The sequence below is a fragment of the Mycobacterium hainanense genome, from assembly GCF_041890355.1.
Taxonomy (GTDB): Bacteria; Actinomycetota; Actinomycetes; order Mycobacteriales; family Mycobacteriaceae; genus Mycobacterium; species Mycobacterium hainanense.
On the sequence record NZ_CP169059.1, the window covers coordinates 4818676 to 4844627 of the forward strand.

Here is a 25952-nt window from a genome sequence, read left to right on the forward strand (position 1 = left end):
CCCTTCATACCGCACTCGGCGCGCGGGCGCGGCCTTTCCCCAGCGCGGACAGCACCGCCAGCGTCGATGCGCGGTTGCCCACGGTGATCCGCGCGCCGCCGTCCGGGTAGCAGCGCACCCGCGGGCCGCCGCCGGTGAAAACCTCATGCCACGGCCCACCCCTCGGAGGCAGGTACATGAAGTTCGCGTGCGAGTCGGTGGTGTAGATCCCCAGCGCGCTCAGCCGCATCCGGAGGTAACCGCGTTCGGCGTTGATCATCCGGACCCGTTGCACCAGTTGGTCTTCGGCCCCGTATGAGGCGGCGACCGCGACCAGACTGGTGATCGGGGCGCCGAACGGCGGTTGCTGGGACCACAGTGTGGCGGCCAGCTCCCGCGACGCCACCGCGTAACCGATCCGCAGCCCCGCCAGGCCGTACGCCTTCGAGAAGGTCCGCACCACCACCACATTGGGAAAGCGGGTGAGCAACGCCGACACGGCGATGCGATGCTCGGGCGCGGTGAACTCGACGTACGCCTCGTCGAGCAGGACGACGGTGTCGCGCGGCACGCGGCGCAGGAACGCCGACACGGCGGCCGCGGACTCCAGCGTTCCGGTGGGGTTGTGCGGGCGGCACAGCGCCACCACCCGGGCGTCGTCGGCGGCGCGGGCAAGGCCATCGAGGTCGTTGTGACCGCGCTCGTCCAGGGGAACCGCCCGCGGCCTCAGCCGCGCCATCCGCGCCAGGATCGGGTAACCGTCGAAGGTGGGTGCCGACATCGCGATCACTTCGCCCGGGGCGGTCAGCGCCTGCAGGGCCTGCAGCACGACGCCCGTCGCGCCGGCGCCCGGCACCACCCACTCGGCGGGCACCCCGATGTGGTCGGCGATCACGCCGCGCAGCTTCTCGGGCAGGAATTCCGGGTAGCGGTGCGCCGTCTGCACCGACCGCATCAGCGCCGATCGCACCTCCGGTAGCGGCGGGAACGGATTCTCGTTGAGCGACAACGCAAGCGGATCCAGCGCGGTGGGCAGCGCGTCACAGACGTCGCCGGCGGCCGGGCTCGGAACGGCCTGCATCAGCCCCGCCCGCCCCACCGCACCGCCGCCGCCCCGGCGAAGTCGCCGGCGTGGGCGAATGCGGCCATCATGACGACGTCGCCGGGCTCGACCTGACCGTCGGTGATCGCGCGATCGAGGTTGATCGGGATCCCGGCGCCGAACAGGTTGCCGCACTCGTCGAAGGTGTCTCGATGCCGTTCGGGGGGCAACTCGAGCGCCTCGCGCCAGTTGCGCAGAAACACCCGGTTCGGCTGGTTGGTGACCAGCAGATCGATCTCCTTCGGTGGCAGGCCTATTCGGTCGCACACCGCCAGCGCCACCTCGGGAACCTGGCGGTTGCCGCGGGCCAGCACCTTGGTGATCTTGCTCTCGGTGAAGCCGATGCTGCCCTCGCCGGAGCCGGCCTGCCACCACTTGCGGGGCGGGTCGTAGGACAGGGTCATCTCACCGGCGTACTCGCCGTAGGTTCGGCACTCGACGTCGAGGATCGGTGATCGGTCATCCAGCGTGACCAGGCCCACCGCCGCGCCGTCACCGGGCACCGCGGACTGCGCCTTGCGGCGAATCGTCGGCTGATCGAAGAACTGCCCCGCGGCGTTCTGCGCGATGGCGATCAGCGCGGTCCGCCCCGCGCCGGAGGCCAACAGTTTGCGAGCGACGTTGAGCGCCAACACGAACGCCGCGCAGCCGCCGTTGTTCAGGTCGAGCACCCAGGAGGGCCGCAGGCCCAACCGGTGCGCGATGCCGCCGCCCTGGCCGTAGAAGGCCATGTCCGGCACCTGGGTGTGGGTGATGAGCACGTCGGCGCCCTCCACCGCGTCGTGGCCGTGCCGCTCGATCAGGCCCTGCGCCGCTCGTTCGATCATGTCGATGGAACTCTCGTCCGGCCCGACGTGGTGGCGAAACTTCGGAGCCCGGAACATGACGTTCTCGCGCAGGTCGTCCGATTCGGCGAATTGCGCGTAGTAGTCGGTGCCGATCGGCTCGCCGGGCAGATAGGTGGACACGTCGATCAGACTGACGCTCATGGGGTCACCTCATCCATTTCGGCGTCACCGGCAGGCCGTTGCGGTGCCGGTATTCGGCGATCGCCTTGAGGTTCTGCAGCTCCAGCGCATGCCCGGCGCCGAACATGTCCCAGAAGTCGCCCACCCACACCGGGCGCTGCGCCGGGGCAGTCTCCGGGTACGGGTTGTGGTCGTAGAACGGGTGGTGGCAATTCGTCCACAGCACAACCGATCCCGGCTTGTCCAGGACCACCTGCGCATCGATGACGCGCATCAGATAGACCATCCACAGGTGCTTGCCCTGATCCCACGCGCAGTAATAGTCGACGGTCCGCGCCTGCGCGTTGGCGACGGTCCGCGTGTAGATCTCGGTCTCCGAACCCAGCCGGTCGTAGGCCAGCCAGAGGCCGGGCTCGTCGGTGGTGGTGAAGCCGCGCAAGCTGTAGGTCCACTCCTCGAGGCTGCGGGTGTCCGACATGTACTCGTAAAGCTCGTCGGGCGGGCACGCGACGTAATCGTTGACCGTGCAGTACTGGCCGAAGACCTGGTCATGCGGGTACACCGACCGCATCATCTCCATGATGATCGGGGTCGCCTGTTCCCGTGGGCTGGTCTCGATGCGGATCACCCCGTCGATGGGGGTGGGGATATCCTCAAGCGCTGGCAGCGACATCGGCCCGGTTCTCCTTTGCGGTCGAAACCTGTTCTGTGACAGCCGCGTTGCTCGGCAGCTCGGTGAGAAAGGGTGCAAACGGCGGGATTTCGTCGGCGGCGCACTGCACACTGACCACCGCCGGGCCCGCAACGCCCAGCGCCATCCGCAGCGCCGCGGCCAGTTGGGCGGGCTCGCTGACATCGACCGATGTCAGCCCCGGGAACATTGCCGCCAGGCCGGTTCCCAGCGCGCTGGGCCGGAAACGGTTGTAGCTATAGCGGTCGTCGTAGAACAGCTGCTCGCGGGTCACGCACATGGCGTGGGCGTTGTTGTTGAACAGGACGAACGTCACGGGAAGCCGGTACTGCACCGCCGTGTGCACCTCCATGCCGTGCATGAAGAACGCGCCATCCCCGGCGATCACCACGGTGCGGCCGCCGGCCCTACCGCCGTTCGCACGCCCGAACGCCATCCCGATCCCGGCCCCGAAGCTGTACCCCATGCCGCCCATGCCGAGCGCGACCACGAACCTGCCCCCGCGCCGCACGGGCAGGTAATGGATGGCGGCGGCGCCGGTGTTGCCGGCGTCGACCACGATGTCGGCCCCGTCGGGCAAGGTTTCGTCCAGCACCGCCATGGCGTCGCGGTACCGCACGCCCGGGCCGGGGCAGGGCGGCGGCGTCAGCTCGGTGCGCCGCACCACGTCCGGCACGCGCAGTCCGTTCGGCCGACCGTGACCGCGCAGCGCCTGGGTCAGCAGGCGCAGTGAACCACGCAGGTCGTCGGTGTGCACGTGGGTGCAGCGCGGATAGGGCCGCGCCGACCCGAGCGATAGCGTTCGCACGCCGGCCAGCGCGTCGTCCAGGCCGCCGCGGGCGGTGACCGTCAGCCGGGTGCCGACGATCAGGCATACGGAACTGGCGGCCACGGCTTCGGCCACGCTCGGGTGGCCCATCACGCCGGTCACCCCGAGCGCCGACGACGACCCGAACCCCGGCGTGCCGGCCACGTCCTTGGCGTCGGGGACGGTGGCCACCCGCGCCCGCAGCAGCGCGCGCAGGTGCTCGAGCTCGGTCCGGGCGTCGTCGCGGGCCACCTGCTCGCCGGCGATGATCGTGACCGGACCGGAGACACGACGCAGTTCGGCCGCGATGACCTGCGGGTTGCCGATCGGCGCGCCGAGGTCGGCCGGGCGCTCGGCGCCATCCTCGATGGCGACGTGGGCCTGCTGAATGTCCTTGGGCAGCAACAACACCGCGGGACCGCCGGTGCGCGCCGCGGAGACCGCCCGGGGCAGCGCCGACACGATGTCGGCCGGCGCGAGCACCCGCTCGCATGACACCGACACCGCGGAGAACAGCGCCTGGGCGTCCAGCGAGCCGTTGCGCCCGCTGGTGTCCTGGAAGCTGCCCCGGCCGTCCATCGTGGTGGCGGGCTGGCCGACCAGCGCCAGCACCGGAACCCGGCTGGTGAACGACTCGCCCAGACCGGCGACAAGGTTCAGCGCCCCACCACCCGACGTCGACGCCACCACGCCCAGGCCGGCGCCGCTGCGGCTGTACCCGTCGGCCATGGTGGCCGCCGAGAACTCGTGCTTGGCCAGCACCGCGGTCACCTCGGGCCGGTAGTGCGCGGCGTCGTAGAGATCCTCGATGTTGGCGCCGTCGACACCGAAAATGTGGTCCACCCCGAGCGCCGCCAGTTGGCCGACGACGTGATCGACCACCCGGTAGTTGCCGAACATGTTTTCAGACACGAGCCCGGCTCTTGATCGGTTCACCCCGGCGGGTGAACCGTTTGCCGGCGGCGATCGTGATGCCTAGATGACCATCGAACTGCGCGACGTGGTGCGCGAGTACCGGGTCGGCGGTCAAACGGTGCGGGCGCTCGACGGGATCAGCCTGCGGCTCGCGGGCGGCCAGTTCGTGTCCGTGGTCGGCCCCTCTGGCGCCGGCAAGAGCACCTTGTTGCATCTGCTCGGCGCGCTCGACTCCCCGGATTCGGGCTCGATCACCTTCGACGGCGCGGAGATCGGCCGCCTGGGCGACGAAGAGCAGTCGCGGTTCCGTCATCACCGGGTGGGCTTCATCTTTCAGTTCTTCAATCTGCTGCCGACGCTGTCGGCATGGGAGAACGTCGCGGTGCCCAAGCTGCTCGACGGCGTCCGGCTGGGCAGGGCCAAACCGGAGGCGATCCGGTTGCTGGACCGCGTCGGGCTGGGCAACCGGACCGAGCACCGGCCGGCGGAACTGTCCGGCGGCCAGATGCAACGGGTGGCGGTGGCGCGGGCGTTGATGATGGATCCGCCGCTCATCCTCGCCGACGAGCCCACGGGCAACCTCGATTCGGCGACGGGCGCCGCGATCCTGGGGCTACTCGCGGGGGTGGCCCACGAGGACGGCCGCGGCCGGCTGGTGGTGATGGTGACGCACAATGCGGACGCCGCGGCGGCGACCGATCGGGTGATCACGCTGCAGGACGGGCGGGTCGGTTCCGACGTACCTGCGGTCCCCGCGTAATGATCACGGCGGCCGCGAGCCGACTGCGCGTGTTCAGCCTGCGCGAGCTCGCCGTGCACCGCCGCCGCACGTTCGCGTCGATCGCCGTAATGGCCGTATCCGCAACCTATCTGGTCGCCATCATCGGCATCTTCGGATCGATCACCGGCTCGGTCAACCGGCTGGCCGACGGGATCGCCGGTGTGGCCGCACTCGAGGTATCGGGCAGCACCGACACCGGGTTCCCCGACGTGGTACTGGCCGACGTGGCCGCGGTGCCCGGCGTCGCCACCGCGGCGCCGATGATCCGGACCTCCGCGTCCACGCCGACCGGCCCGGTGCTGCTACTCGGCGCGGACGCGAGCACCGCCGCGCTGGGCGGCGCCCTGAAGGACGCGGTCGCACGACCGGTGCAGGCGCTGTCCTCGACGCCCACCGGGGTCCAGGTCGGGCCGCGGGTCGGCTACGCGAAAGGCCAGACACTGCAACTGGGTTCGGGTGAGGTCACGGTCAGCGAGGTGCTCGCGGGCAAGCAGTTCGCCGACCTCAACGGCGGGCACTACGTGCTCGCGCCGCTCGCGCTGGCGCAGAGCGTCACCGGTCGCCCCGGTCAGCTCGACTCGATACTGATCACCACCAAACCAGGGGCCGACCTGGCCACCGTCCGCGCCGCGGTCACCGCCGCGGTGAACGGCCGCGCCCTGGTGGCCGCGCCGAGCGTTCGGGCCGCCCGCGCCGGCGACGGCGTCAAGCTGATGAACTACATGGCCCTGCTGGGGGCCGCGGTCGCGCTGGTGGTCGGCGCGTTCCTGATCTACACCACGATGACCATGGCGATCACCGCGCGCCGGCCGGTGATCTCCATGCTGCGCGCCATCGGCGGCCGGCGCACCACCATCGTCGGTGACATGCTCGGGGAGGCGGCGATCCTGGGCATCATCGGCGGGGCCATCGGGTCGGGGTTGGGAATCCTGTTCGGCCACATCGCGATTCGCCGATTGCCCCCGGCGATGACCCAGGGGCTCGAGGCCAGAGTTGAGTATTGGCTGCCCGGTTACGCCGTCCCGCTGGCCCTCGCGGCGACGGCGCTCACCAGCGTGGCCGCGTCCGCGATGGCCGCGCGTCAGGTATACAAGGTCGCGCCGATCGAGGCGCTGGCGCCCGTCGGCGTGTCGGCGGCGGATGTCGTGCCGCGATGGTTACGCGTGGCCGCCGGGGCCGGCGCCGTCGGCGTGTTCGCGGCGTCGATCGGCGTCGTCATCGGCCAGCGGGGCACGCTGGCGTTCGCCGCGATGGCCGCGCTGCTGAGCGCCGAGATCGCGCTCGGCTTCGCGCTCAGCGCCGCGATCGTCAAGGGCACGGCCGCCACGGCCCGCCTGTTCGGGTCGGTCGGGGCGCTCGCGGCGGCCACCATCGAACGCGCGCCGCGGCGGGTGTGGGCGACGGTGATGACCGTGCTCATCGGCGTGGTCACCACCGTGGTGATCACCGGCACCAACGCCGACATGATCCGTTCGGCCCGCGGCATGTTCTCCCCCGCCGCCGACGTCGACGTCTGGGTGAGCGCGGATCCCCCCGACAGCTACCCCACCGACCCTCTCCCGCAAGGCCTTCCGGGGAAGCTGGCCGCCGTGCCCGGGGTGGCACGGGTGACCGAGGGTGCGCTCGGGTTCGCCGTCGTCGGGGGCACCCGCGTCCTGCTCGACGGCTTCTCCGGCGGGACCCACGATGCGCTCTTCCGCGCGCTCGGCGAACAGTTGCGCGCCGACGTGCTCGCCGGTCGGGGCGTGGTGCTCACCCAGAACCTCGGTGCGACGCTGCACGTCCGCGCCGGCGACCGGCTGCAGCTGCAGACGCCGCACGGCCCGCGGCAGGCCGTCGTGCTCGCCCTGGTGCCGTTCTTCTCCACCGTCATCGGCACCATCGGCATCGATCTCGATCACCTGCGCGCCTGGTTCGATCGCCCGGCCGCGACGACGCTGCAGATCACCGCGGCCCCCGGGACGGATCCGAAGCGGCTGCTGGCCGGGGTCCGCGCTGCGGTGCCGGCGCCGAACCACGTGTACGACGGCCGCGCGGCGTTGGCCGGGCTAGAGGCCCCGCTGCACCAGAGCATGTTCATCGCCAACGCCGTGTGGGTCATCGTCGTCGCCGTGGCCGCCGTCGCGCTGCTCAACACGCTGACCCTCTCGGTGACCGAGCGCCGCCGCGAGATCGGCGTGTTGCGGGCGATGGGGTCCAGCCGCCGGTTCACCCTGCGGACCGTCCTGGCCGAGGCGGCCGGAATCGGTTTCGTGGGCGGCCTTTTGGGGCTGCTGTTCGGCCTGACCGACCAGTGGCTGTTCAGCCTGATCAGCGGGGACATCATGAACTTTCCGGTCGGCTTCCGCCTGAGCCCGATGGCCCTGGCCTTCACCGCGGGGGCGCTGACGATCTGCCTGCTCGGCTCGCTGCCGCCCGCGCGGCGGGCGGCCCGGCTGAACATCATCGAGGCCGTCAGCGTGGACTGAGCGTGGCGAACCCCTGCAGGTGGGGCTTGCAGGGGAACGGGACCGGCGTGCGCGGGATGGTGTGTAGCGCGGTGGTGTCGAACCCGGCCGCGGCGATGGCGTCCAGGGTCCGCCGGTTCGGCTCGCAGCCGCCGGACAGCCACGACCACGGCTTGGCGACCAGGTCCTGGCAGCGGCCGGTCGCGCCGTTCCCACGCACATGCTCGAGAACTACCAGCCTGCCCCCGGGTACGAGCACGCGGCGGATCTCACCCAGGGTGGCGGCCACGTCGTCGACCGAGCACAACACCAGACCGATGTGGACCGAGTCGAAGCTGTCGTCCGGGAATGGAATCGACTCGCCCGTCCCCTCGACGATGTCGGCGGCGATGCCGTGGCGACCGGCGAGCCGGGACGCCATCCGCCGGAACGACGCCTCCGGCTCCACGGCGGCCACCGACGTGACCGCCGCGGGCAGGAACCTCAGGTCGGTGCCGGGGCCCAGGCCGAGCATCAACAGCCGCCCGGTCGCGTTGCGCAGCGCCGCGCGCCGATACCGGTGGTAGAACAGCCGGTCGAAGACGGGCTGGCCGAACCGGTATATGTACGGGAACAACGGGTTTCGGCGCGTCACCGGCCCTCCAGGTCCATTCGGAACGGCGGGTATTCGTCGCGCATCAGGGACACGTACACGGCCACCCGGTAGCGCCAGCGGACGATGCCGAGCAACATATCGGACATGCCCGGCGGGATAGTCCCGGTGCACAACAGCGTCACCGCGGTGATCACGCACAGCACCTGCAGCAGCGGCTCCATCGACCAGCAGAGCAGGACCTGCGGGATGGCCAGCAGCCACTTCACCAGCACGGCCCAGTTCTTCAGCCGCTCCGGATAGTCGACCTGCAGATCGCCCGGATAGTCCGGCCGCGACGCGAGCGTGAACGGTGGATACCTGTCCGTGCTGTTCATCGGAAACCGGAAATTCATCACCCGCCACGACCAGCGCAGCACCCCGACGTTGAAGTCGAATATCGGCCGCGGAAATCGCCCGGTGAACAGGATGGCGACGCCCGCGACGACCGTCGAGAGAGGGTAGATCAGATACAGCCCAATCAGGATCGGGTAGTGCGGAACCGCCAACACGCACCACTTCACCAGCCAAAGCCAACGCGACGGGGCATCGAATTCGCCTCGGACCCTGACGGATTCGTCGTTCATGGGCTGGATCGGCTGGTCGTCGCTGCCCCGATCCCGCGGTCGATCTCCGCGGACATCCGGCGGTGGCTCGTCCACAACAGAAACATCGTCAGGGCGCGGGCCTGCAGCCGATCCGGGATCAGCGCCGCCGGGCGCAGCACCACCTCGCCGTGCGACACCGGCAGCGATGCCACCCGCGACACGGCCATCACCCTGCGCCGGCGGGTCCGCTCGTACCAGCGCAGCGCGCTCGGCACGCCCCCACTACCCGCCCGGTCCGAGAGGGCCTTGCACAGCACCATGGTGTCGAGCAGGGCCTGGTTGGTCCCCTGCGCCAGGGTGGGCGGCATCGTGTGCGCGGCGTCGCCGAGCAAGGTGACCGGGCCGCGGCCCGCGGGCGGGATCGGATGCCGGAAGTGCGGGTAGGGCGAGTGCACCAGGTCCTCGTCGGTCAGCGCCGCCAACACCCGATCGACGGCGTCGGACCATCCGGTGAAATGGGAACGGATCGTCTCGATCGGACGGTGCGGCCGCACGAAGTCGTGCGACCACGGCAGGTCGAACCACCACTGCACGTCCGAACCCCCGGCCGGCCACAGGCCCAGGTTCCCCCGCTCGCCGATGACCATCAGCGCGGTGTCGCGGTGATCGATCTCCGCGAGGCTGATCAGCCCCTGCCAACTGCACCAGCCGGTGGGCTTGGCCGCGCCGCCACCGACGGCGTTGCGGACCATCGAGTGCAGGCCGTCCGCGCCGATCAGCAGGTCGCCCTCGACCGAGCGGCCGTCAGCGAACTCGACCCGCACGCCCTCGCGCGATCCGGTGAACGCGATCGCGCGCGAATCGCAGCGGATGCGGTCGGCCGGGAAGCCGTCCAGCAACCGCTGCAGCAGGACCCGGCGCGGGACCATCCGGACGGGCGCGCCCAGCCGCTCGGCCAACGCGGACACGTCCAGCGTGGCCAGCGGGCGGCCGGTGGAGGTCACGGCCCGCACGGTGGACAGCAGCTGACCGGCTCCGTGCATGTCGACGCCCAGCTGCCGGAGCACCGTCTCGCCGTTGGACCAGACCGTGACCGCGCCGCCGGCCGCCCGAACCCCGTGCCGCCGCTCGAAGACGGTGACATCGTGCCCATCCCGCAACAACCCCCGGGCGACCGAGATACCGCCGACGCCGGCGCCCACCACCAGGACCCGCAGGGAGCGCCCGTCGCCAGACACGTCAGGCCTTACATCGAGCGCTGCAGCAGAACTTGGCCGCTGTCGGCGGCGACCACCTGCACGGCGGCGATCTGGTCGACCGGCGTCGAGATGCTGCCCGCAGGCGTCGCGGTGTGGCCCGGCACGGCCACCCAGGTCGCCAGCCGGGTCTGGCTGCCGTCGCGACCCACCACCACCATCGCCAGCGTGTCGTGGTGCGCGTTCAACGGCGCCAGGCACACGCACCGCAGGTTGATCGACGTGCCCCAGTGCTGGCTGGACAGCTCCACCGAGGAGGTCAGCAGCGTCGTGCCCACCTGCGCCATCGGTTCCGCGGACGCGGCCACCTGCTGCGACGAGGACGACGAATACCCCTGCACGCCGACGAACACACCGAACGCCAGCACCACGGCCGCGGCCGACGAGGCCACCCACGTCACGATGCGCGTGCGGCGCCGGCGCCAGCTCACCTTGGCCAGCAACGACGTCAACAGCTCCGGCGAAATATCCGGTGTCGCCGCCAACGGCTGCGCGGCCGGGTCGTTCATCGCGGTGACCTCGTCGCGGCTCAGCTGCGAGAGCAGGCCCGGCACACCGCTCAGGTCGGCGACGGCCTCCCGGCAGGCCGGGCAGTGCGCGAGGTGCGCCTCGAATTCGCGTCGCTCGGCCGCCGACAGCGAGCCCAAGACGTATGCGGCATCCCACATCACGTACGGGTCGTCGGGCGGCCCGATCCCCCGTAGCGGCGTCTTCATGTCATCCATTTCCTCTTCACCCTTCAAGCTTTCGGAGCCCCTCAGCGGGTGACTCCAAGTTCCTGCAGAGTGAGCCGCAACGCCCGCACGGCGTAGTGTAGTCGCGACTTCACCGTTCCCTCGGCGATGCCGAGGTCTGCAGCAATCTGTGCGGTGGTCCAGCCGCGGTAGTAGGACCGCTCGATCACGGCCCGGTGCTCCGCGGATAGTTGCGCCATCGCGTCGGCGATCAGCAGCTTGTCCAGCGCCGCGTTCACCTCGTCGGGCGTCGACCGTTCGGGCGCCCCGGCCTCGTCCGTCGAGGCGACGACGTTGCGGAAACGGGCGCTGCGCCGGTCGTCGATGATCATGTTGCGCGCGACCGTGAACAGCCAGGCTCGCGCCGAGCGCTCGGTGTCCCCGACGACCTCCGGATGCTGCCAGGCTCGCAACAACGTCTCCTGGACCACGTCCTCGGACTGGCTCGCGTCGCCCGTCAACCGAAGCGCGTAGCGCCACAACACCGCTGCGTGTTCGTCGTAGAGCGCCTTCATCAGGGCGGCTTCGGCAGTTCCCGACGCGCCACGAGTGCCTGTCACACGGGCCACTCCATCACCTCCGACTACTGAAACGAGTCGAATGGCCGGTCGGTTCAACTGCCGCGACCCGCCGCGCCCGGCTCCGCCGCGCTTGCGATCGCGGTCGGTTCAACCGCCGCGACCCGCCGCGCCCGGCTTCGCCGCGCTTGCGATCGCGGCCCGTTAGGCCAGCGTCAGGATCCGGGGCCCCGCGTCGGTGACCGCCACGGTGTGCTCCCAGTGTGCCGCACGCGACCCGTCGGAGGTGGTGACGGTCCACTCATCGTCGAGCACGACGGTCTTGCCCGACCCCAGCGTCAGCATCGGTTCGATCGCCAGCACCGACCCGGGGGCCAGCAGCGGGCCGCGACCGGGCGAGCCCTCGTTGGGCAGGAACGGGTCCATGTGCATATGCCGGCCGATCCCGTGGCCGCCGTAGCCCTCCACAATGCCGAACGCGAGCCCGTGCCGGACCTCGGCCGCGCGCGTGCCCGTTTCGATGGCGTGCGAGACGTCGGTCAGCCGGTTGCCGGGGACCATCGCCGCGATCCCGGCCTCCAGCGATTCCCTGGTGGCGTCGCAAAGCGCCTGGTCGGCCGCGTCGAGGGTCCCGACGCCGAACGTGATCGCGGCGTCGCCGTGCCAGCCGTCCAGCACCGCGCCGCAGTCGATGGACACCAAGTCGCCCGGCGCCAGGATCTCTCCGGCCGACGGGATGCCGTGCACCACGCGCTCGTTCACCGAGGCGCAGATCGAGGCGGGGTAACCGTGATAGCCCAGGAACGACGGGATCGCGCCGGCCTCCCGGATCACCGACTCGGCAATCTGGTCCAGGCCCAGGGTCGACACCCCTGGGACCGCCGCCGCCCGCACCGCCTGCAGCGCCGAAGCGACCACGGCCCCGGCCGCCGCCATCGCGTCGAGCTCGTCGGGGGTGCGCTGCGGCACGACCTTGCGACTCCGCAGCCGGGCCAGCGGGCGCACGACTACTTGCCCAGCGCTTGCAGGGCGCGGGCGAACACCTCGTCCATAGAGCCGACGGCGTCGACCGTCTTGAGTTCGTCGCGGTAATACTCCAGCAACGGCGCGGTCTCGTCGCGGTAGACCTTCATCCGGTTCAGGATCACGTCGTCGGTGTCGTCGGCGCGGCCACGGGCCTTCAGCCGTTGCAGCAGTTCGTCCTCCGAGACGCGGAACTCGAGCACCGCGTCGATGTCGGTGCCGCGGCGTTCGAGCATCCGGTGCAGCGCCTCGGCCTGCTCGGTCGACCGGGGGTACCCGTCGAGGACGAACCCCCCGGCCGCGTCGGAATCGCTGAGGCGGTCGTCGACGAGCTGGTTGGTCAGCTCGGAGGGCACCAGATCGCCGGCATCCAGGTAGCGCTTGGCCTCCAGGCCCAGCTTGGTCCCGTTCTCGATGTTGCTGCGGAACAGCTCACCGGTGGAAATGTGCGGGATCCCGAGCTTTTCGGAGAGCTTCTGGGCCTGCGTTCCCTTGCCCGCCCCCGGCGGCCCGAGCAAAACGACTCTCACTTCAGGAACCCTTCATAGTTGCGCTGCATCAGCTGGCTCTCGATCTGCTTGACCGTATCCAAACCGACACCAATCATGATCAAAACCGCAGTACCGCCGAACGGCAAATTCTGAACCGCTCCACCGTTGCCGATCTGCAGGAACAGGTTCGGCAGCACCGAGATCGCGCCGAGGTAGATCGAGCCCGGCAGGGTGATCCGGCTCAGCACATAACGCAGGTAGTCTGCGGTCGGCTTGCCCGGCCGGATACCGGGAATGAACCCGCCGAACTTCTTCATCTCGTCGGCACGTTCGTCGGGGTTGAACGTGATCGACACGTAGAAGTACGTGAAGAAGATGATCAGCCCGAAGTAGATGCTGATGTAGATCGGGTCGCTCGGGTCGGACAAATAACTACCGACGAACTTGTCCCACCAGCTGTTGCCGACACCGCCGCTGCCGCTGCGGATCAGCTGCGTGATCAGGTGCGGGATGTAGATCAGCGACGAGGCGAAGATGACCGGGATGACGCCGGCCTGGTTGACCTTCAGCGGCAGGTAGGTCGACGTTCCGCCGTACATGCGCCGGCCCACCATGCGCTTGGCGTATTGCACCGGGATCCGCCGCTGGCCCTGCTCGACGAAGACCACGCCGACGATGATCGCCAGGGCGGCGACGCAGACGGCGGCGAAGATCGCCCCGCCGCGGCTGTCCAGGATTGTCTTGCCCTCGGACGGGATGCGCGCCGCGATGCCCACGAAGATCAGCAGCGACATGCCGTTCCCGATGCCCCGCTCGGTGATCAGCTCACCCATCCACATGACCAGCGCCGCGCCGGCCGTCATCACCATCACGATCACGACGAGGGTGAAGATGCTCTGGTCGGCGATGATGTCCAGCGAGCAGCCCTGCAGCAGCCCGCCGTTGGCCGCCAGCGCCACGATGCTGGTCGCCTGCAGGATGGCCAGCGCGATGGCCAGGTAACGCGTGTACTGCGTCATCTTGGCCTGGCCGGACTGGCCCTCCTTGCGCAGTTCCTCGAACCGCGGGATGACCACCGTGAGCAGCTGCACGATGATGCTGGCGGTGATGTAGGGCATCACCCCCACCGCGAACACCGTGAGTTTCAGCAGCGCACCGCCGGAGAACAGGTTGATCAGCGAGTAGATCTGGCCTGCGGCGCCGCCGCTGGCCTCCTTGATGCACTGCTGGACGTTCGGGAAATTGACGCCAGGGGATGGCAAGGCGGCGCCCAGCCGATAGAGAACGACGATGCCCAGCGTGAAGAGGATCTTCCGTCTCAGGTCGACTGTCCGCAGCGATGAGATGAAAGCCGAAAGCACTCTTCCTCCTGCGCAGCCGGGGGGTCTCCTGCATTCCGCGCCCAACACCCGCAGGCCAGGACGTACGGCCGCTTTTTCTAAAGCGCGTAAAACCGTGTACGAGACTAACAGCTGGACTGGGTGGCTCCGTCCACGGCCGTCGGCGACCGCCCAGGAAAGCACAGGAAGCCGTAAGCCACAGAAGGTAGAGTGCTGTTGGCTCGTTGCATTTGCTAAATAAATAGGAGCAACCATGACACGCACTGACCAAGACAGCTGGGACTTGGCGTCCAGCGTCGGTGCCACGGCCACCATGGTCGCCGCGGCCCGCGCGCTGGCCAGCGAGGGCACCGACCGGATCATCGACGACCCGTTCGCGGCCCCCCTCGTGCGAGCGGTCGGGCTGGACTTCTTCCGCCGCCTCGTCGACGGCGAGACGTCGGGGGACACCCCGGGCAGCGAACGGGACCTGCAGCTGGAAACCGATTCGATCGCGGTGCGCACCCGCTTCTTCGACGACTTCTTCCTCAACGGCGCCCGGGACGGAATCCGCCAGTCGGTGATTCTGGCCGCCGGCCTCGACGCCCGCGCGTACCGGCTGAGCTGGCCGCGCGGAAGCGTCGTCTACGAGGTCGACCAGCCCAAGGTCGTCGAATTCAAGACCGCCACCATGGCCGAGCTAGGCGCCACCCCCACGGCCGAACGCCGGACCGTCAGCGTCGACCTGCGCGACGACTGGCCGGAAGCGTTGCGGCGCAGTGGATTTGACCCGACACAACCCACGTCGTGGAGCGCCGAGGGACTGCTCATGTACCTGCCGCCCGAAGCCCAGGACAAGCTGTTCGACAACATCACCGAGCTCAGCGCCCCCGGCAGCAAGCTGGCGACCGAGTTCCACGGCGACTCGAGCCGGACGATGACCGAACGCGCCAAGCAGTTCAACGACCGGTGGGCCAACATCGGCTGCGACATCGACCTTTCGGGCCTGTTCTTCGAAGGCGAGCGCAGCAACGTGGTGGATTACCTGACCGGCCGGGGCTGGCACGTCACCACCCGGCAGCGCCGCGAGTACTTCGCCGATTACGGCCTGACCTTCCCCGACGACGAGACGTCCCAGCTGCGCAACATCGTCACCGTCACCGCGACGCTGAGCTAGCCGTAACCTCCGCCGCTAGCCGGGCTTGGCGGCGACCCGCCGCGCTTGCGATCGCCGCTAGCCAGGCTTGGCGGCCGGGGCGCGCACCACCATCGGCACCGCCGGGAAGCACCACGCCATCTCGGTGCGCGACTTGCGCAGCGCGGCGGTGCCGTACCCCTTCTTGCGGTGCTCGGGGTGAATCCAGATCCGCACGTTCACCTCGCCCCCAAGCAACTCGCCGAACACCATTCCGACCTTCTCGCCGGAGTCGACGGCCACAAACCAGGCGGCCTCCTCGTCGTCGAGGCGCCCGAGCGCCGCGCTGATCTCGTCGTCGAGGTTGCCGGCCGGCCCACCGGACCCGTCGCCGGCGGCGCCCATGTCCTCGGTGCGGGCGGCGAAGATGTCGCGGTCCCTCTCGGCGGAGAAGGGCCGCAGTTCCAGGGTCTCCCCCGAGCTGGCCGGCCGCTCGCCGAGGGTGAAGCTCAGCTGCTTGTTCAGGTCGTCGAGTTCGGCCAGGATCTTGCGGCGCGAGTCGATGGTGAGCTGATCGAACGACATCCCCATCACTGCTTCGGCGGCCACGTGCGAAGTGTCGAGCAACCGGACGATCGCCTCGACGGCGGCCGCCTTGTTCTCGGACTCCACCACCACATCGGCGATTTCATGCCGCCGTTCAAGGGCTTTCAGCAGGGCATTGGCGATCTCGCGTCGGGCGGCTTTGCGGTCGTGGTCGGTCATTGCACCAGCCTAGAACGCCGGTGGGGGTAGCGCGCTACATCGTCGGTTTCCCAGCTCCAGGAACCGTTGGTAGCGGTCGGTGACCGGCGCCGCCCACGCGGGATCGGGTTCGACGACGCGGTCGGTGCGCGCCCACCGCGCGGCGTCGGCGATCGAGGTCTCCAGGCCCGCGGCGATCCGCGCGAGGAAGGCCGCGCCCAGCGCCGCCCCCTCGGGGACGCCGGACACCTCGACCGGCCGACCGGTCGCGTCGGCGATGGCCTGCATCCACGGGCCGACCCGGGTGCCGCCGCCCGTGGCGACGATCCGGGCGGCGGGCGCCCCGCTGAGCTCGATGAGCTGGCGGACCACGAAGCCCGACGCCTCGTAGGCGGCCCGGCGCAGCGCGGCGGCGTCGTGGGTGAGGTCCAGGGCGTCGAGCACGGCCCGGCGGTCCGGGTCGTGGAACGGGGTGCGCTCCCCCCGGATGTAGGGCGACCACACCGGCACCCGCCCGGGCAGCGCCGCGGCCGGGTCGGCGGGTGCGACGACGCGGTCCACCCAGCCGAGGAACAGCCCGCCGGCGTTGCTGGCCCCGCCGATCTGGTTCTTGCCCGCGGCCGTGTGCGGGATGGTCCACAGCCCCGGGACCTGCCGGGGCTCGGAGATGGTGGTCCATACGATCAGGGTGGTGCCGCACAGCACCAGCACGTCGCCGTCGCGGTCGGCGCCCGCCACGATCTGTTCGCACAACGCGTCGATCGCGCCGATCCCCAGCGCGGCGCCGCTGCCCCGCACCCGCCCGACGGCGGCCCCCATGGTCTCCACCCGCGGCATCTGGTCGGGCCGCGCGCCGCGCTCGGCGCACGCCTCGGGGTTCCAGCCCGTGCCGTCGAACAGCGGGTAGGCGGTGGCGGCGGTGGCGAAGTCGATCACCGCCTCGCCCGCCAGCGCATGGTTGGCCACCGCAGGTGCCGGCCAGTACCCGGACGCGCCGGGCGCCCGGGCGGCGGTCCAGCGCAGGAATTCGGCGGCCTCGCCCAGCGCGGGCAGCGGCTGCGTCTGTTGTTCGGGCGTTCGGCCGCGTTCGTCGCCGTACAGCAGCCCCGGCGTCGTCGGCACGCCCGCGGCATCGACGGCGGTCAGCGACGGCACCATCGCCGACACGGCCACCGCGCGGACGTTCGGCCCGGGGGTCAGCCGGTCGAGCGCCGACACGGGTCCCCGCCGCCACGCCTCGTCGGCGTCGTGCTCCAGGCGCCCGGGGGTCGCCACCCGCAACTCATGCGGGATCCGCGCCCGCGCGGTCACCCGACCGTCGGCGTCCGCGGCAACCGCCTTGACCGAGGTGCTGCCGACGTCGATGCCGATTGTGACGCCATCACGTGACACGGGCGTCACCGTACGCCAGCATTGGGGTTCGTGACGTCAAGACCGCGCGCCCTGGTGACCGCCCCGCTGCGCGGCCCAGGATTCGAAAAGCTGCGCGAACTGGCCGACGTGGTCTACGACCCCTGGATCGAACAGAGCCCGCTGCGGATCTACGGCGCCGAACAACTGGCCGAGCGGATCACCGCCGAGGCCGCCGATGTCGTTGTGGTGGAAAGCGACTCGGTGGGCGGCCCGGTGTTCGAGCAGGGCCTGCGGGTGATCGCCTCCACCCGCGGCGATCCCAACAACGTCGACATCACGGGGGCCACCGCCGCCGGCATACCGGTGCTCAACACCCCGGGCCGCAACGCCGACGCGGTCGCCGAGATGACGGTGGCGCTGCTGCTGGCCGCTACCCGCCAACTGCTGCCCGCGGACGCTGATGTCCGCAGCGGCAACATCTTTCGCGATGGCAGCATCCCCTATCAGCGGTTCCGCGGCTGGGAGATCGCCGGGCGCACCGCCGGGCTGGTGGGCCTAGGCGCCGTCGGCCGTGCCACCGCGTGGCGGCTTACGGGGCTGGGCCTGCGGGTCATCGCCCACGACCCGTACAACGACGACGCCCGGCACGGCCTGGACCAGCTGCTCGCCGAGGCCGACGTCGTCTCCCTGCACGCGCCCGTCACCGACGACACGGCCGGGATGATCGGGGCGCCGCAATTCGCCGCCATGCGCGACGGCGTGGTGTTCCTCAACACCGCCCGCGCCCAGCTGCACGACACCGACGCGCTCGTCGACGCGCTGCGCGGCGGCAAGGTGGCCGCCGCCGGCCTGGACCACTTCGTCGGCGAATGGCTGCCCACCGACCACCCACTGGTCGGCATGCCCAACGTCGTGCTGACGCCCCACATCGGCGGCGCCACGTGGAACACTGAGGCTCGGCAGGCACAGATGGTGGCCGACGACCTGGAAGCGCTGCTGGCCGGCGTGACGCCCGCCCACATCGTCAACCCGGAGGTGCTCGGCCCATGAGATCCGTAGACAACCCCGAGACGGCCGTACTGGACGCGGCCAAGGACATGCTGCGCCGGGGCCTGGTCGAGGGAACCGCGGGCAACATCTCCGCGCGCCGTTCCGACGGCAACATCGTGATCACGCCGTCGTCGGTCGACTACCGCGACATGCAGCTCGATGACCTGGTGCTGATCGACCCGGACGGCGCCGTGCTGCAGGCGGCGGACGGCCGCTCGCCGTCGTCGGAGCTACAGCTGCACCTGGCCTGCTACCACGCGTTCGACGACATCGGCAGCGTCATTCACAGCCATCCGGTGTGGGCGACCATGTTCGCCATTGCGCACCAAGCGATTCCGGCGTGCATTGACGAGTTCGCCGTGTACTGCGGCGGGGACGTCCGGTGCAGCGACTACGCCGCGTCGGGCACCCCCGAGGTCGGCGCCAACGCAGTCAAGGCGCTCGAGGGCCGGGGCGCCGCATTGATCGCCAACCATGGGCTGGTGGCCGTGGGGCCGCGCCCGGACAAGGTGCTGCACATCACCGCCCTGGTGGAGCGGACCGCCCAAATCGTTTGGGGTGCAAGGGCTCTCGGCGGTCCGGTATCCATCCCCGACGAGGTGAACCGCAACTTCGCCGGCGTCTACGGCTACCTGCGCGCGAACGCCTAGATGCGCCGGGTCCGGTTCGGCCGTGCGAGCGTGGCGCGGATCCTCGAACTCCAATTCGACCTGGCAACACGGCTTTTCGCGCAGACGCCGCCGTCCGGTTGGCGGGACAACGCCGACCTGCTGGTGCCGGACTTCTTCGACCCCGCGACCGACCAGTGGCACATCGCGATCCAGAGTTGGGTGATCGAGGTGGACGGGCTGACCGTGGTGGTGGACACCGGGGTCGGCAACGATCGCGAGCGCCCGCACATGCCACCGCTGGACCACCTCAACACCGGGTTCCTGGCGGCGCTGGCCGCGGCGGGTGTCGACCGCAACGCCGTCGACGTCGTGGTCAACACCCACGTCCACTCCGATCACGTCGGGTGGAACACCATGCTCGAGGACGGCGCGTGGGTGCCGACGTTCCCCAACGCCCGATACCTGGTGCCGGCCGCCGACTACCGCCACTTCTCCCCCGACGGGCTCGCGGCCACGCGAACGCCGCGCAGCGAGGAGGAAGCGGCCCAGCAGCGCGGTGACCGGCTGGTGTTCGCGGACAGCGTCGCGCCCATCGACGAGGCAGGCCAGCTCGTCCTGTGGTCGGACGACTGCCAGATCAGCCCGTCGCTGCGCCTACGGCCCGCCCCCGGGCACACGCCGGGATCGTCGGTGCTGTGGCTCGACGCGGGCCGGCCGGCCGTGTTCGTCGGCGACCTCACCCACAGCCCGCTGCAACTGCGCCGGCCGGCCGATGCCTGCGCCTTTGACATCGACGCGCCGGCCGCCGCGGTGACCCGTCGCCGGATCTTCTCCAAGGCGGTTCAGGCGAAGGCCGCCGTGATCCCCGCGCACTACCCCGGCCGCGGCGGCGCCACGATCCGCGCGCTCGCCGACCAATTCGACGTCGAGGACTGGCTCGACATCGATACGGTGTGAGGCATGGCGCCGTACCGAGTGGTCCAGTGGTCGACCGGCAACATCGGCAAGCGAGCGCTCGGCGTCCTGCTGGACCGCGACGACTTCGATGTGGTCGGCGTCCACGCCTTCGGGCCCGACAAGGTGGGCCGCGACGCGGGCGAGTTGGCGGAGCAGGCCGCCGTCGGAGTCTCCGCCACCGACGATGCCGACGTGCTGATCGGGCTTCGACCCGATTGCGTGTGCTACATGCCGCGAGCCATCGACTACGACCTGGTGCTCAGGATGCTGCGCGCCGGCATCAACGTCGTCACCACGGGTGACTTCCTGACCGGCACCCACCACCCGGTCGAACTGCCTGCGCTCGAGGAGGCGGCGCAACGGGGCGGCGCAACCTTCCTCGGAACGGGATTCGAACCCGGCTTCATCAACGTTGTCGCCGGCTTCCTCACCGGCGCCTGCCGGCGGGTCGGCAAGGTCACACTCGTCGAAACATTGGACTGCACAACCTATCCCGTCTGGGACGTGTGGAAAGTGCTGGGATTCGGCAAGACACCTCGGGAGCCTGTGACGCACATCGACCCGGCGACCCAGCGATACGGCCTCGGTTACTTCGAGACACTGGACATGGTCGCCGCCATGCTCGGCGTCGAACTCGACGCCAAGGAGGCGTTCGTCGAGCCGGCGGTGCTGACCCGGGATCTCGAACTGGGGTGGGTGGACTTCACCGCCGGCACCATCGGGGGGCAGCGCCGCACCTATCGCGGCCTGCTCGGCGGCCGGCCGGTGGTCGAGCTCGCCATCTGCTGGACCATGAGCAACGACGCGCTCGATCCCCAGTGGAGCGACCCCGAAGGTTTCAGCGTGGTGATCGAGGGCAGGCCGCGCGTCGACGCGACGATCCGGTTCGGCGAGCCCGGGCAGGACGCGATGACGGTGCTGATGGACAGCACCGCCGTGGCCGCGGTCAACGCCATTCCCTTCCTGTGCGACGCGCGGCCCGGCGTTATCACCCCGATCGACCTGCCGATCACGGGATCCCTGGGGGCGCTGAGGCTTTGAGCCGTGGCGGTCAGGCCGCCCGGCCGCGCCACTCGCGTGGCGAGATGCCGTGGATCCGGCCGAAGACCCGGCTGAAATAGCCCGCGTCGGCGATCCCGACCCGCCCAGCGACCTCGGCGATCGGGAGGTCGGTTTCGGCCAGCAGCGTCCGCGCCTCGGCCATGCGACGTTCGGTGATCCACTCCCCGACCGTGCGCCCGGTGCGGCGCCGCACCACGGTGGTCAGGTGTCCCGGGGTGATGCCCAGTTCGGCCGCCACATCGCGCAGCGACACCTGGTCGGCATGCCGCCGGTCGATCACGTCGAACACCTCGGCCAGCAGCGGTTCGCCGCTGCGCCGGAGTTCGGCCGCCACCGGACCGGCCAGGCGCGCGAGGTCGATCAACAGCAGGGTCAGGTGGGCCAGCGCCGCCTGCCGGTAACCGTCCTGACGCGCCTCGAGTTCGGTTTCGATCGAACGGATCGCGGCGTCCCACGCCGATCGGCGGGCCGCGGGCAGGTCCAGGCGCAGGATCCCCCCGGCCTGCCCGTGCAGGAACGGGAAGAGCAGCGGGTGTGCCCGCCACGCCGGCCACGGCGATCGCGCGTCCTCGCCGAGCGCGGCGGGGTCGAAGAACACCGCCACACCGGCGTCGCGAAGCTCCAGCCGCCCGGGGTCGAGCACCCGCCCCGCGGCGGCCACGTAGACCCGCCCGGCGGCGGGTAGATACCACAACGCCGGGAAGTCGTGAATGTGGCGACCCCGGTCGACGAAATCCTGCGGAACCCACCGCACCACCGACACCGGCGGGTTGTCGGGAGCGCTGCGGTATTCGTAGATCGGCACGCCCGCGCGCCACCGAGCCATCCGAGCCGGCTGTGTCATGCTGCCAAAGATAGTCCTATTTTTACCGAGGATCGCCTAACACTTCTGCGATTAAACGACTCACCATGGACGACGTGACAAAACATCATCCACATGACTACTTGCCCGCCACTGGCCACGACGCGCTGCTGCCCTGCTACGACCTGATCTCGCGGCTGCTTGACATCAAGCGGGTCCACCAGGCCCTGATCGCCCAGGCCGGGCTGGCCGACTGCCGTCGCGTCCTGGAAATCGGCTGCGGCACCGGCAATCTCATCGTCCGGGTCAAACGGGGCTATTCCCACCTGGAGGCGGTCGGATGCGACCCCGACCCGCGGGTGCTCGACCGGGCGCGACGGAAGGCGAACGACGTCCGTTTCGAGCAGGGCTACGCCGAGCGGTTGCCCTACGCCGACGGCGAATTCGACCGGGTGCTGTCCTCAATGATGCTGCACCACATCGAGGCCGAGGCGAAACCCGCTGCGGCGGCCGAGATCTTCCGGGTCCTGCGTCCCGGCGGCAGCCTCCACTTGGTCGACATCGGCGGCGACCCGACGGCCGACCACGGCGTGCTGGCCCGGCTCATCCGGCGCAATCCGCACGCGGCGGGAAATCTCGGGGATGCGATTCCCCGGCTGCTCACGGCGGCCGGCTTCGATTGCACCGAGGTCGCCTCGACGCGACACCGGGTTCTTGGGCGATTGAACTACTACCGCGCCACCCGGCCCGCCTAGCGCTGGTCGATCGCGACCTTCACGGCGCCGCTGTCGGCCTGGTTGGCGATCGCGAGGAACGCGTCGCGCCACCGCTCCAGCGGGAAGGTGTGGGTGAGCATCGGGCGCAGGTCGACCCGGCCGTCGGCGGCCAGGTCCAGGTAGTGGGCAATGGCGTGCTTGCGCTGCCCGCCCATCTCCTCGACGCCGAAGGCGTTGGAGCCCACCAGGGCAATCTCCTTGAAATACAAGGGACTCCACTCCCAGCGGCCCGGCGCGTGCACACCGGCTTTCACCAGCGTCCCGCGGGAGCGCAGCACCCGCACGCCCACCTCGAACGTCTCCGGCTTGCCGACGGTGTCGTAGACGACGTCCACGGCACCGGGATGCGCCATCGGCAGCCCCAGCAGCGGCTGCCGCAGGCGGCCGCCACCCCACGCGACCACTTCCTCGATCACGGCCTGGCGCGGCTCGTGATCCAAAACCAAGGCGGCCCCGAACCGGCGGGCCATTTCCTGTTGCGCCTCGAACCGTGCCACCACCGCGACGGCCACGTCCGGGTGCAGCGCCCGCAGGATGGCGACCGCGCACAACCCCAGCGAGCCGGCCCCGTACACCAGGGCGCGGCCGGAGCGCGGCGGCGGATGGCGGGTGATCGCGTGCAGGGACACCGAGAACGGGTCGGCGAACACGGCCACCTCGTCCGGGATGGAATCCGGCACGCCGAACAGCATGCTGTCATGGGCGGGCATCGATTCGGCGTAGCCGCCGGTCACATCGGCGGACACCCCGGTGTGGATGCCGGGCTTGATGTCGCCGTCGGTGAAGCTCCAGCACAGGCTGTAGTCGCCGTCCTCGCATGCCGGGCAGGGCGGGGAGATGCCGCGGGGCCCGCACGACAGCCACGGGTTGAGCACCACCCGCTGCCCCACTTCCAGCCCGCGGGCCTTCGGGCCCAGCGCCACCACGTCGGCGACCACCTCGTGGCCCATCACCTGCGGGAAGGAACAGAAGGACGACATGGCGTTGTCGGTGTCACCCTCGCCGAAATCCATCAGGATCTGCTTGGAGTCCGAGCCGCAGATGCCGGTCAGCCGCGGCCGGGTGAGCACCCAATCGTCATGCGGCAGTCGCGGTTCCGGCACCTCGCGCAGCGCGGTCGGGGTGCGGCCCAGATTCGCCGTGAGCGTGTTGGCGCCGTCGGGAACCTCGAACGGCTCCGGCGGCACGCCGTACACCAGCGCCCTCATCGGGAAGCCATCCCCGCGACGAACGCACCGAGGTCAGCATTCTTGGCCGCGCCCAGCCCAAAGGACGCGCCTGTGACGAGCACCCGATCGGCCATCAGTCAAGGTTGCCGCGGATCGCGGGACGCGTACAGTGGTAGAAGCTTGTTAAATCGACTAAATATTAGCTTAACTACTTCTGTAGAGGGGCCGACATGACTTCCACCAGATACGAGGGCGACACCTGGGACCTGGCGTCCAGCGTCGGGGTGACCGCGACGATGGTCGCCGCCGCCCGCGCCGTGGCGACCCGGGCCGACCGTCCGCTGATCAACGACCAGTTCGCCGAGCCGCTGGTCCGGGCCGTCGGCGTGGACCTGCTCACCCGGCTGGCGACCGGCGAAGTCAACCCGGACGAGCTCAACGACGTGCACGACGGCGCGACCGGGTCCACCGGCGCGATGTCGCGCATGGCGGACAACATGGCGGTGCGGACCAAGTTCTTCGACGAGTTCTTCCTCGACGCGACGCGGTCGGGCGTCAAGCAGGCCGTGATCCTGGCCTCGGGGCTGGACGCCCGCGCCTACCGGCTGGACTGGCCGGCCGGGACCGTCGTGTACGAGGTCGACCAGCCACAGGTGATCGACTTCAAGTCGCGCACCCTGGCCGAGCTGGGCGCCACGCCCACCGCCGACCGGCGCGTGGTGGCCGTCGACCTGCGCGACGACTGGCCCGCCGCGTTGCGGGCCGCCGGATTCGACCCGGCTCAGCCGACCGCGTGGAGCGCCGAGGGCCTGCTCGGCTACCTGCCGCCGGAGGCCCAGGACCGCCTGCTGGACACCATCACCGACCTCAGCGCGCCGGGCAGCCGCCTGGCCGTCGAAAGCGCTCCCACCCCGGAACCCGGGGACGAGGACAAGATGAAGGAACGCATGCAACGCATCTCGGAACGTTGGCGTGCGCACGGTTTCAACCTGGACATGGCGGGCCTCGTCTACTTCGGGGACCGCAATGAGGCGGCGCCCTACCTCGCCGACCACGGGTGGCAGCTGAACAAGGTCAGCATCCGGGAGTTGTTCGCGGCCAACGGCCTTCCGCCGCTCGAGGACGACGACGACATGCGCATGGGCGAGGTGCTTTACGTGAGCGGCACCCGATGAGCGTGGGACGTAGCGAAGGCGACAGCTGGGGACCCGGGTCCAGCGTGGGCGCCACGGCCACCATGGTGGCGGCGTCGCGCGCCGTGGCCTCACAGGGACCCAACGCGCTGCTCGACGATCCGCTCGCCGAGCCACTGGTCCGCGCCGTCGGCCTGGAGCCCTTCATCCGCATCGTCGACGGGCAGGTCGACTTCGAGGACGACCCGCTGTTCAACCGCAAGGCGCGGGCCGAGCAGATCACGGTTCGCACCCGGTTCTTCGACGCCTTCTTCACCGACGCTACCAAAGACGGCGTGCGACAAGCGGTCATCCTGGCGTCCGGCCTGGACACCCGCGCCTACCGGCTGCGGTGGCCGGCGGGCACGGTCGTCTACGAGATCGACCAGCCGCAGGTCATCGCGTTCAAGACCGACACGCTGGCCGGTCTCGGCGCCGCACCGACCGCCGAGCGCCGCGCGATCGCCATCGACCTGCGCGACGACTGGCCGGCGGCCTTGCGCGACGGCGGATTTGACGTAACCCGGCCGACCGCGTGGAGCGCCGAGGGGCTGCTGCCCTACCTGCCGCCCGAGGCCCAGGACCGGTTGTTCGACAACATCACGGCGCTCAGCGCGCCGGGCAGCCGGCTGGCCACCGAACACGTGCCCGAGCCCAACCTGTTCTCCGAGGAGCGGTTGCGGCGCATCAGCGAACGGTGGCAGCGCTTAGGTTTGAACCTCAACGCGGCCGACCTGTTTTACGGGGGCGAACGCAACGTCGTCGTCGACTACCTGCGCACCCACGGCTGGCAGGTGACGACCCACCCGGCGCGAGACCTCTATGCGCAGAACGGATTCGACTTCCCCGAGGACGAGATGGCCGCCACCTTCGGCGAGTTGAGCTACGTCGCCGCGACGCTCGCGTAGCG

The 25952-nt window shown here is 70.2% G+C and carries 26 protein-coding genes; 10 read left to right on the forward strand and 16 right to left on the reverse strand.

The features are described 5' to 3' along the window. Positions 1 to 4: 4 nt before the first annotated feature. Genes ACEL92_RS22595 through ACEL92_RS22610 form a run of 4 tightly spaced genes read right to left on the reverse strand, consistent with a single transcriptional unit; the run spans position 5 to position 4448 of the window. A complete protein-coding gene (locus ACEL92_RS22595) occupies positions 5 to 1060 on the reverse strand; it encodes a histidinol-phosphate transaminase (protein ID WP_374022834.1) in 1056 nt (351 codons plus the stop codon). After that, positions 1060 to 2070, reverse strand: a complete 1011-nt coding sequence (locus ACEL92_RS22600; protein WP_374022835.1) for a 3-oxoacyl-ACP synthase III family protein — start codon at positions 2068 to 2070, stop codon at positions 1060 to 1062. The genes ACEL92_RS22595 and ACEL92_RS22600 overlap by 1 nt, the downstream gene beginning before the upstream one ends. Before the next feature lie 4 nt (positions 2071 to 2074). Continuing rightward, positions 2075 to 2722: an SRPBCC family protein gene (locus ACEL92_RS22605; RefSeq protein ID WP_374022836.1), complete on the reverse strand. Its 648-nt coding sequence runs from the start codon at positions 2720 to 2722 to the stop codon at positions 2075 to 2077. Then, positions 2703 to 4448: a thiamine pyrophosphate-binding protein gene (locus ACEL92_RS22610; protein WP_374026345.1), complete on the reverse strand. Its 1746-nt coding sequence runs from the start codon at positions 4446 to 4448 to the stop codon at positions 2703 to 2705. The genes ACEL92_RS22605 and ACEL92_RS22610 overlap by 20 nt, the downstream gene beginning before the upstream one ends. Positions 4449 to 4527: 79 nt before the next feature. Here ACEL92_RS22610 and ACEL92_RS22615 point away from each other — a divergent pair, with 79 nt between their 5' ends. After that, a complete protein-coding gene (locus ACEL92_RS22615) occupies positions 4528 to 5223 on the forward strand; it encodes an ABC transporter ATP-binding protein (protein WP_374022837.1) in 696 nt (231 codons plus the stop codon). Next, positions 5223 to 7712 (forward strand): ABC transporter permease, encoded by a 2490-nt coding sequence (locus tag ACEL92_RS22620; protein WP_374022838.1) that lies wholly within the window; start codon positions 5223 to 5225, stop codon positions 7710 to 7712. The genes ACEL92_RS22615 and ACEL92_RS22620 overlap by 1 nt, the downstream gene beginning before the upstream one ends. Here ACEL92_RS22620 and ACEL92_RS22625 read toward each other — a convergent pair. The 8 genes from ACEL92_RS22625 to secY all read right to left on the reverse strand — a co-directional run bounded on the left by ACEL92_RS22625 (position 7699) and on the right by secY (position 14253). After that, positions 7699 to 8325, reverse strand: coding sequence for a class I SAM-dependent methyltransferase (locus tag ACEL92_RS22625; RefSeq protein WP_374022839.1), 627 nt, complete (start codon positions 8323 to 8325; stop codon positions 7699 to 7701). The genes ACEL92_RS22620 and ACEL92_RS22625 overlap by 14 nt on opposite strands. Continuing rightward, positions 8322 to 8909, reverse strand: a complete 588-nt coding sequence (locus tag ACEL92_RS22630; RefSeq protein ID WP_374022840.1) for a DUF4389 domain-containing protein — start codon at positions 8907 to 8909, stop codon at positions 8322 to 8324. Before ACEL92_RS22630 ends, ACEL92_RS22625 begins: the two co-directional genes overlap by 4 nt. Then, complete coding sequence (locus ACEL92_RS22635) at positions 8906 to 10108, reverse strand: FAD-dependent monooxygenase (RefSeq protein WP_374022841.1); 1203 nt, start codon at positions 10106 to 10108, stop codon at positions 8906 to 8908. The genes ACEL92_RS22630 and ACEL92_RS22635 overlap by 4 nt, the downstream gene beginning before the upstream one ends. 8 nt (positions 10109 to 10116) lie before the next feature. Beyond that, positions 10117 to 10851: an anti-sigma factor gene (locus ACEL92_RS22640; RefSeq protein ID WP_374022842.1), complete on the reverse strand. Its 735-nt coding sequence runs from the start codon at positions 10849 to 10851 to the stop codon at positions 10117 to 10119. A gap of 32 nt (positions 10852 to 10883) precedes the next feature. Beyond that, positions 10884 to 11420 carry a sigma-70 family RNA polymerase sigma factor gene (locus ACEL92_RS22645; protein WP_374022843.1) on the reverse strand — a complete coding sequence of 179 codons (537 nt, stop codon included), beginning with the start codon at positions 11418 to 11420 and terminating at the stop codon, positions 10884 to 10886. Between the two features lie 162 nt (positions 11421 to 11582). Next, positions 11583 to 12383, reverse strand: coding sequence for a type I methionyl aminopeptidase (map, locus tag ACEL92_RS22650; RefSeq protein ID WP_374022844.1), 801 nt, complete (start codon positions 12381 to 12383; stop codon positions 11583 to 11585). Between the two features lie 2 nt (positions 12384 to 12385). Next, positions 12386 to 12931: an adenylate kinase gene (locus tag ACEL92_RS22655; RefSeq protein WP_374022845.1), complete on the reverse strand. Its 546-nt coding sequence runs from the start codon at positions 12929 to 12931 to the stop codon at positions 12386 to 12388. Then, entirely contained in the window at positions 12928 to 14253 is a 1326-nt protein-coding gene (gene secY / locus ACEL92_RS22660) for a preprotein translocase subunit SecY (protein WP_073879353.1), read from the reverse strand. Before secY ends, ACEL92_RS22655 begins: the two co-directional genes overlap by 4 nt. Before the next feature lie 232 nt (positions 14254 to 14485). Between secY and ACEL92_RS22665 the strand changes: the two genes are divergently transcribed. Further along, positions 14486 to 15388 carry a class I SAM-dependent methyltransferase gene (locus ACEL92_RS22665; protein WP_374022846.1) on the forward strand — a complete coding sequence of 301 codons (903 nt, stop codon included), beginning with the start codon at positions 14486 to 14488 and terminating at the stop codon, positions 15386 to 15388. A gap of 57 nt (positions 15389 to 15445) precedes the next feature. On the opposite strand, the gene ACEL92_RS22670 is transcribed toward ACEL92_RS22665, so the two are convergent. Together ACEL92_RS22670 and ACEL92_RS22675 are read right to left on the reverse strand one after the other, a co-directional pair. Next, on the reverse strand, positions 15446 to 16111 hold the full coding sequence (locus ACEL92_RS22670; protein ID WP_374022847.1) for a GNAT family N-acetyltransferase: 666 nt from the start codon (positions 16109 to 16111) through the stop codon (positions 15446 to 15448). Positions 16112 to 16120: 9 nt separating this feature from the next. Then, entirely contained in the window at positions 16121 to 17482 is a 1362-nt protein-coding gene (locus ACEL92_RS22675; protein ID WP_374022848.1) for an FGGY-family carbohydrate kinase, read from the reverse strand. A gap of 30 nt (positions 17483 to 17512) precedes the next feature. Between ACEL92_RS22675 and ACEL92_RS22680 the strand changes: the two genes are divergently transcribed. Genes ACEL92_RS22680 through ACEL92_RS22695 form a run of 4 tightly spaced genes read left to right on the forward strand, consistent with a single transcriptional unit; the run spans position 17513 to position 21102 of the window. Continuing rightward, a complete protein-coding gene (locus ACEL92_RS22680; protein WP_374022849.1) occupies positions 17513 to 18493 on the forward strand; it encodes an NAD(P)-dependent oxidoreductase in 981 nt (326 codons plus the stop codon). Continuing rightward, positions 18490 to 19143: an L-fuculose-phosphate aldolase gene (locus tag ACEL92_RS22685; protein ID WP_374022850.1), complete on the forward strand. Its 654-nt coding sequence runs from the start codon at positions 18490 to 18492 to the stop codon at positions 19141 to 19143. Before ACEL92_RS22680 ends, ACEL92_RS22685 begins: the two co-directional genes overlap by 4 nt. Continuing rightward, a complete protein-coding gene (locus ACEL92_RS22690) occupies positions 19144 to 20061 on the forward strand; it encodes an MBL fold metallo-hydrolase (RefSeq protein ID WP_374022851.1) in 918 nt (305 codons plus the stop codon). 3 nt (positions 20062 to 20064) lie between these two features. Continuing rightward, the gene (locus ACEL92_RS22695) at positions 20065 to 21102 is read left to right on the forward strand and encodes a dihydrodipicolinate reductase (RefSeq protein WP_374022852.1); all 1038 of its coding nucleotides are present in this window, start codon (positions 20065 to 20067) and stop codon (positions 21100 to 21102) included. A 10-nt stretch (positions 21103 to 21112) separates the two neighbouring features. On the opposite strand, the gene ACEL92_RS22700 is transcribed toward ACEL92_RS22695, so the two are convergent. Continuing rightward, positions 21113 to 21967 carry a helix-turn-helix transcriptional regulator gene (locus ACEL92_RS22700; protein ID WP_374022853.1) on the reverse strand — a complete coding sequence of 285 codons (855 nt, stop codon included), beginning with the start codon at positions 21965 to 21967 and terminating at the stop codon, positions 21113 to 21115. Positions 21968 to 22041: 74 nt separating this feature from the next. Here ACEL92_RS22700 and ACEL92_RS22705 point away from each other — a divergent pair, with 74 nt between their 5' ends. Beyond that, positions 22042 to 22680, forward strand: a complete 639-nt coding sequence (locus ACEL92_RS22705; protein ID WP_374022854.1) for a class I SAM-dependent methyltransferase — start codon at positions 22042 to 22044, stop codon at positions 22678 to 22680. Here ACEL92_RS22705 and ACEL92_RS22710 read toward each other — a convergent pair. Continuing rightward, positions 22677 to 23909, reverse strand: coding sequence for a zinc-binding dehydrogenase (locus tag ACEL92_RS22710; RefSeq protein WP_374022855.1), 1233 nt, complete (start codon positions 23907 to 23909; stop codon positions 22677 to 22679). The genes ACEL92_RS22705 and ACEL92_RS22710 overlap by 4 nt on opposite strands. Before the next feature lie 191 nt (positions 23910 to 24100). Between ACEL92_RS22710 and ACEL92_RS22715 the strand changes: the two genes are divergently transcribed. Then, the gene (locus tag ACEL92_RS22715) at positions 24101 to 25045 is read left to right on the forward strand and encodes a class I SAM-dependent methyltransferase (RefSeq protein WP_374022856.1); all 945 of its coding nucleotides are present in this window, start codon (positions 24101 to 24103) and stop codon (positions 25043 to 25045) included. Then, positions 25042 to 25950, forward strand: a complete 909-nt coding sequence (locus tag ACEL92_RS22720; protein WP_374022857.1) for a class I SAM-dependent methyltransferase — start codon at positions 25042 to 25044, stop codon at positions 25948 to 25950. The genes ACEL92_RS22715 and ACEL92_RS22720 overlap by 4 nt, the downstream gene beginning before the upstream one ends. Positions 25951 to 25952: the final 2 nt, after the last annotated feature.

Excerpts from the sequence above, each read along its gene's own strand:
- ACEL92_RS22595 (WP_374022834.1), bottom strand. The coding sequence starts at position 1,060 with ATGCAGGCCGTTCCGAGCCCGGCCGCCGGCGACGTCTGTGACGCGCTG.
- ACEL92_RS22600 (WP_374022835.1), bottom strand. The coding sequence starts at position 2,070 with ATGAGCGTCAGTCTGATCGACGTGTCCACCTATCTGCCCGGCGAGCCG.
- ACEL92_RS22605 (WP_374022836.1), bottom strand. The coding sequence starts at position 2,722 with ATGTCGCTGCCAGCGCTTGAGGATATCCCCACCCCCATCGACGGGGTG.
- ACEL92_RS22610 (WP_374026345.1), bottom strand. The coding sequence starts at position 4,448 with ATGTTCGGCAACTACCGGGTGGTCGATCACGTCGTCGGCCAACTGGCG.
- ACEL92_RS22615 (WP_374022837.1), top strand. The coding sequence starts at position 4,528 with ATGACCATCGAACTGCGCGACGTGGTGCGCGAGTACCGGGTCGGCGGT.
- ACEL92_RS22620 (WP_374022838.1), top strand. The coding sequence starts at position 5,223 with ATGATCACGGCGGCCGCGAGCCGACTGCGCGTGTTCAGCCTGCGCGAG.
- ACEL92_RS22630 (WP_374022840.1), bottom strand. The coding sequence starts at position 8,909 with ATGAACGACGAATCCGTCAGGGTCCGAGGCGAATTCGATGCCCCGTCG.
- ACEL92_RS22640 (WP_374022842.1), bottom strand. The coding sequence starts at position 10,851 with ATGGATGACATGAAGACGCCGCTACGGGGGATCGGGCCGCCCGACGAC.
- ACEL92_RS22665 (WP_374022846.1), top strand. The coding sequence starts at position 14,486 with ATGACACGCACTGACCAAGACAGCTGGGACTTGGCGTCCAGCGTCGGT.
- ACEL92_RS22670 (WP_374022847.1), bottom strand. The coding sequence starts at position 16,111 with ATGACCGACCACGACCGCAAAGCCGCCCGACGCGAGATCGCCAATGCC.
- ACEL92_RS22685 (WP_374022850.1), top strand. The coding sequence starts at position 18,490 with ATGAGATCCGTAGACAACCCCGAGACGGCCGTACTGGACGCGGCCAAG.
- ACEL92_RS22690 (WP_374022851.1), top strand. The coding sequence starts at position 19,144 with ATGCGCCGGGTCCGGTTCGGCCGTGCGAGCGTGGCGCGGATCCTCGAA.
- ACEL92_RS22695 (WP_374022852.1), top strand. The coding sequence starts at position 20,065 with ATGGCGCCGTACCGAGTGGTCCAGTGGTCGACCGGCAACATCGGCAAG.
- ACEL92_RS22700 (WP_374022853.1), bottom strand. The coding sequence starts at position 21,967 with ATGACACAGCCGGCTCGGATGGCTCGGTGGCGCGCGGGCGTGCCGATC.
- ACEL92_RS22710 (WP_374022855.1), bottom strand. The coding sequence starts at position 23,909 with ATGAGGGCGCTGGTGTACGGCGTGCCGCCGGAGCCGTTCGAGGTTCCC.
- ACEL92_RS22715 (WP_374022856.1), top strand. The coding sequence starts at position 24,101 with ATGACTTCCACCAGATACGAGGGCGACACCTGGGACCTGGCGTCCAGC.
- ACEL92_RS22720 (WP_374022857.1), top strand. The coding sequence starts at position 25,042 with ATGAGCGTGGGACGTAGCGAAGGCGACAGCTGGGGACCCGGGTCCAGC.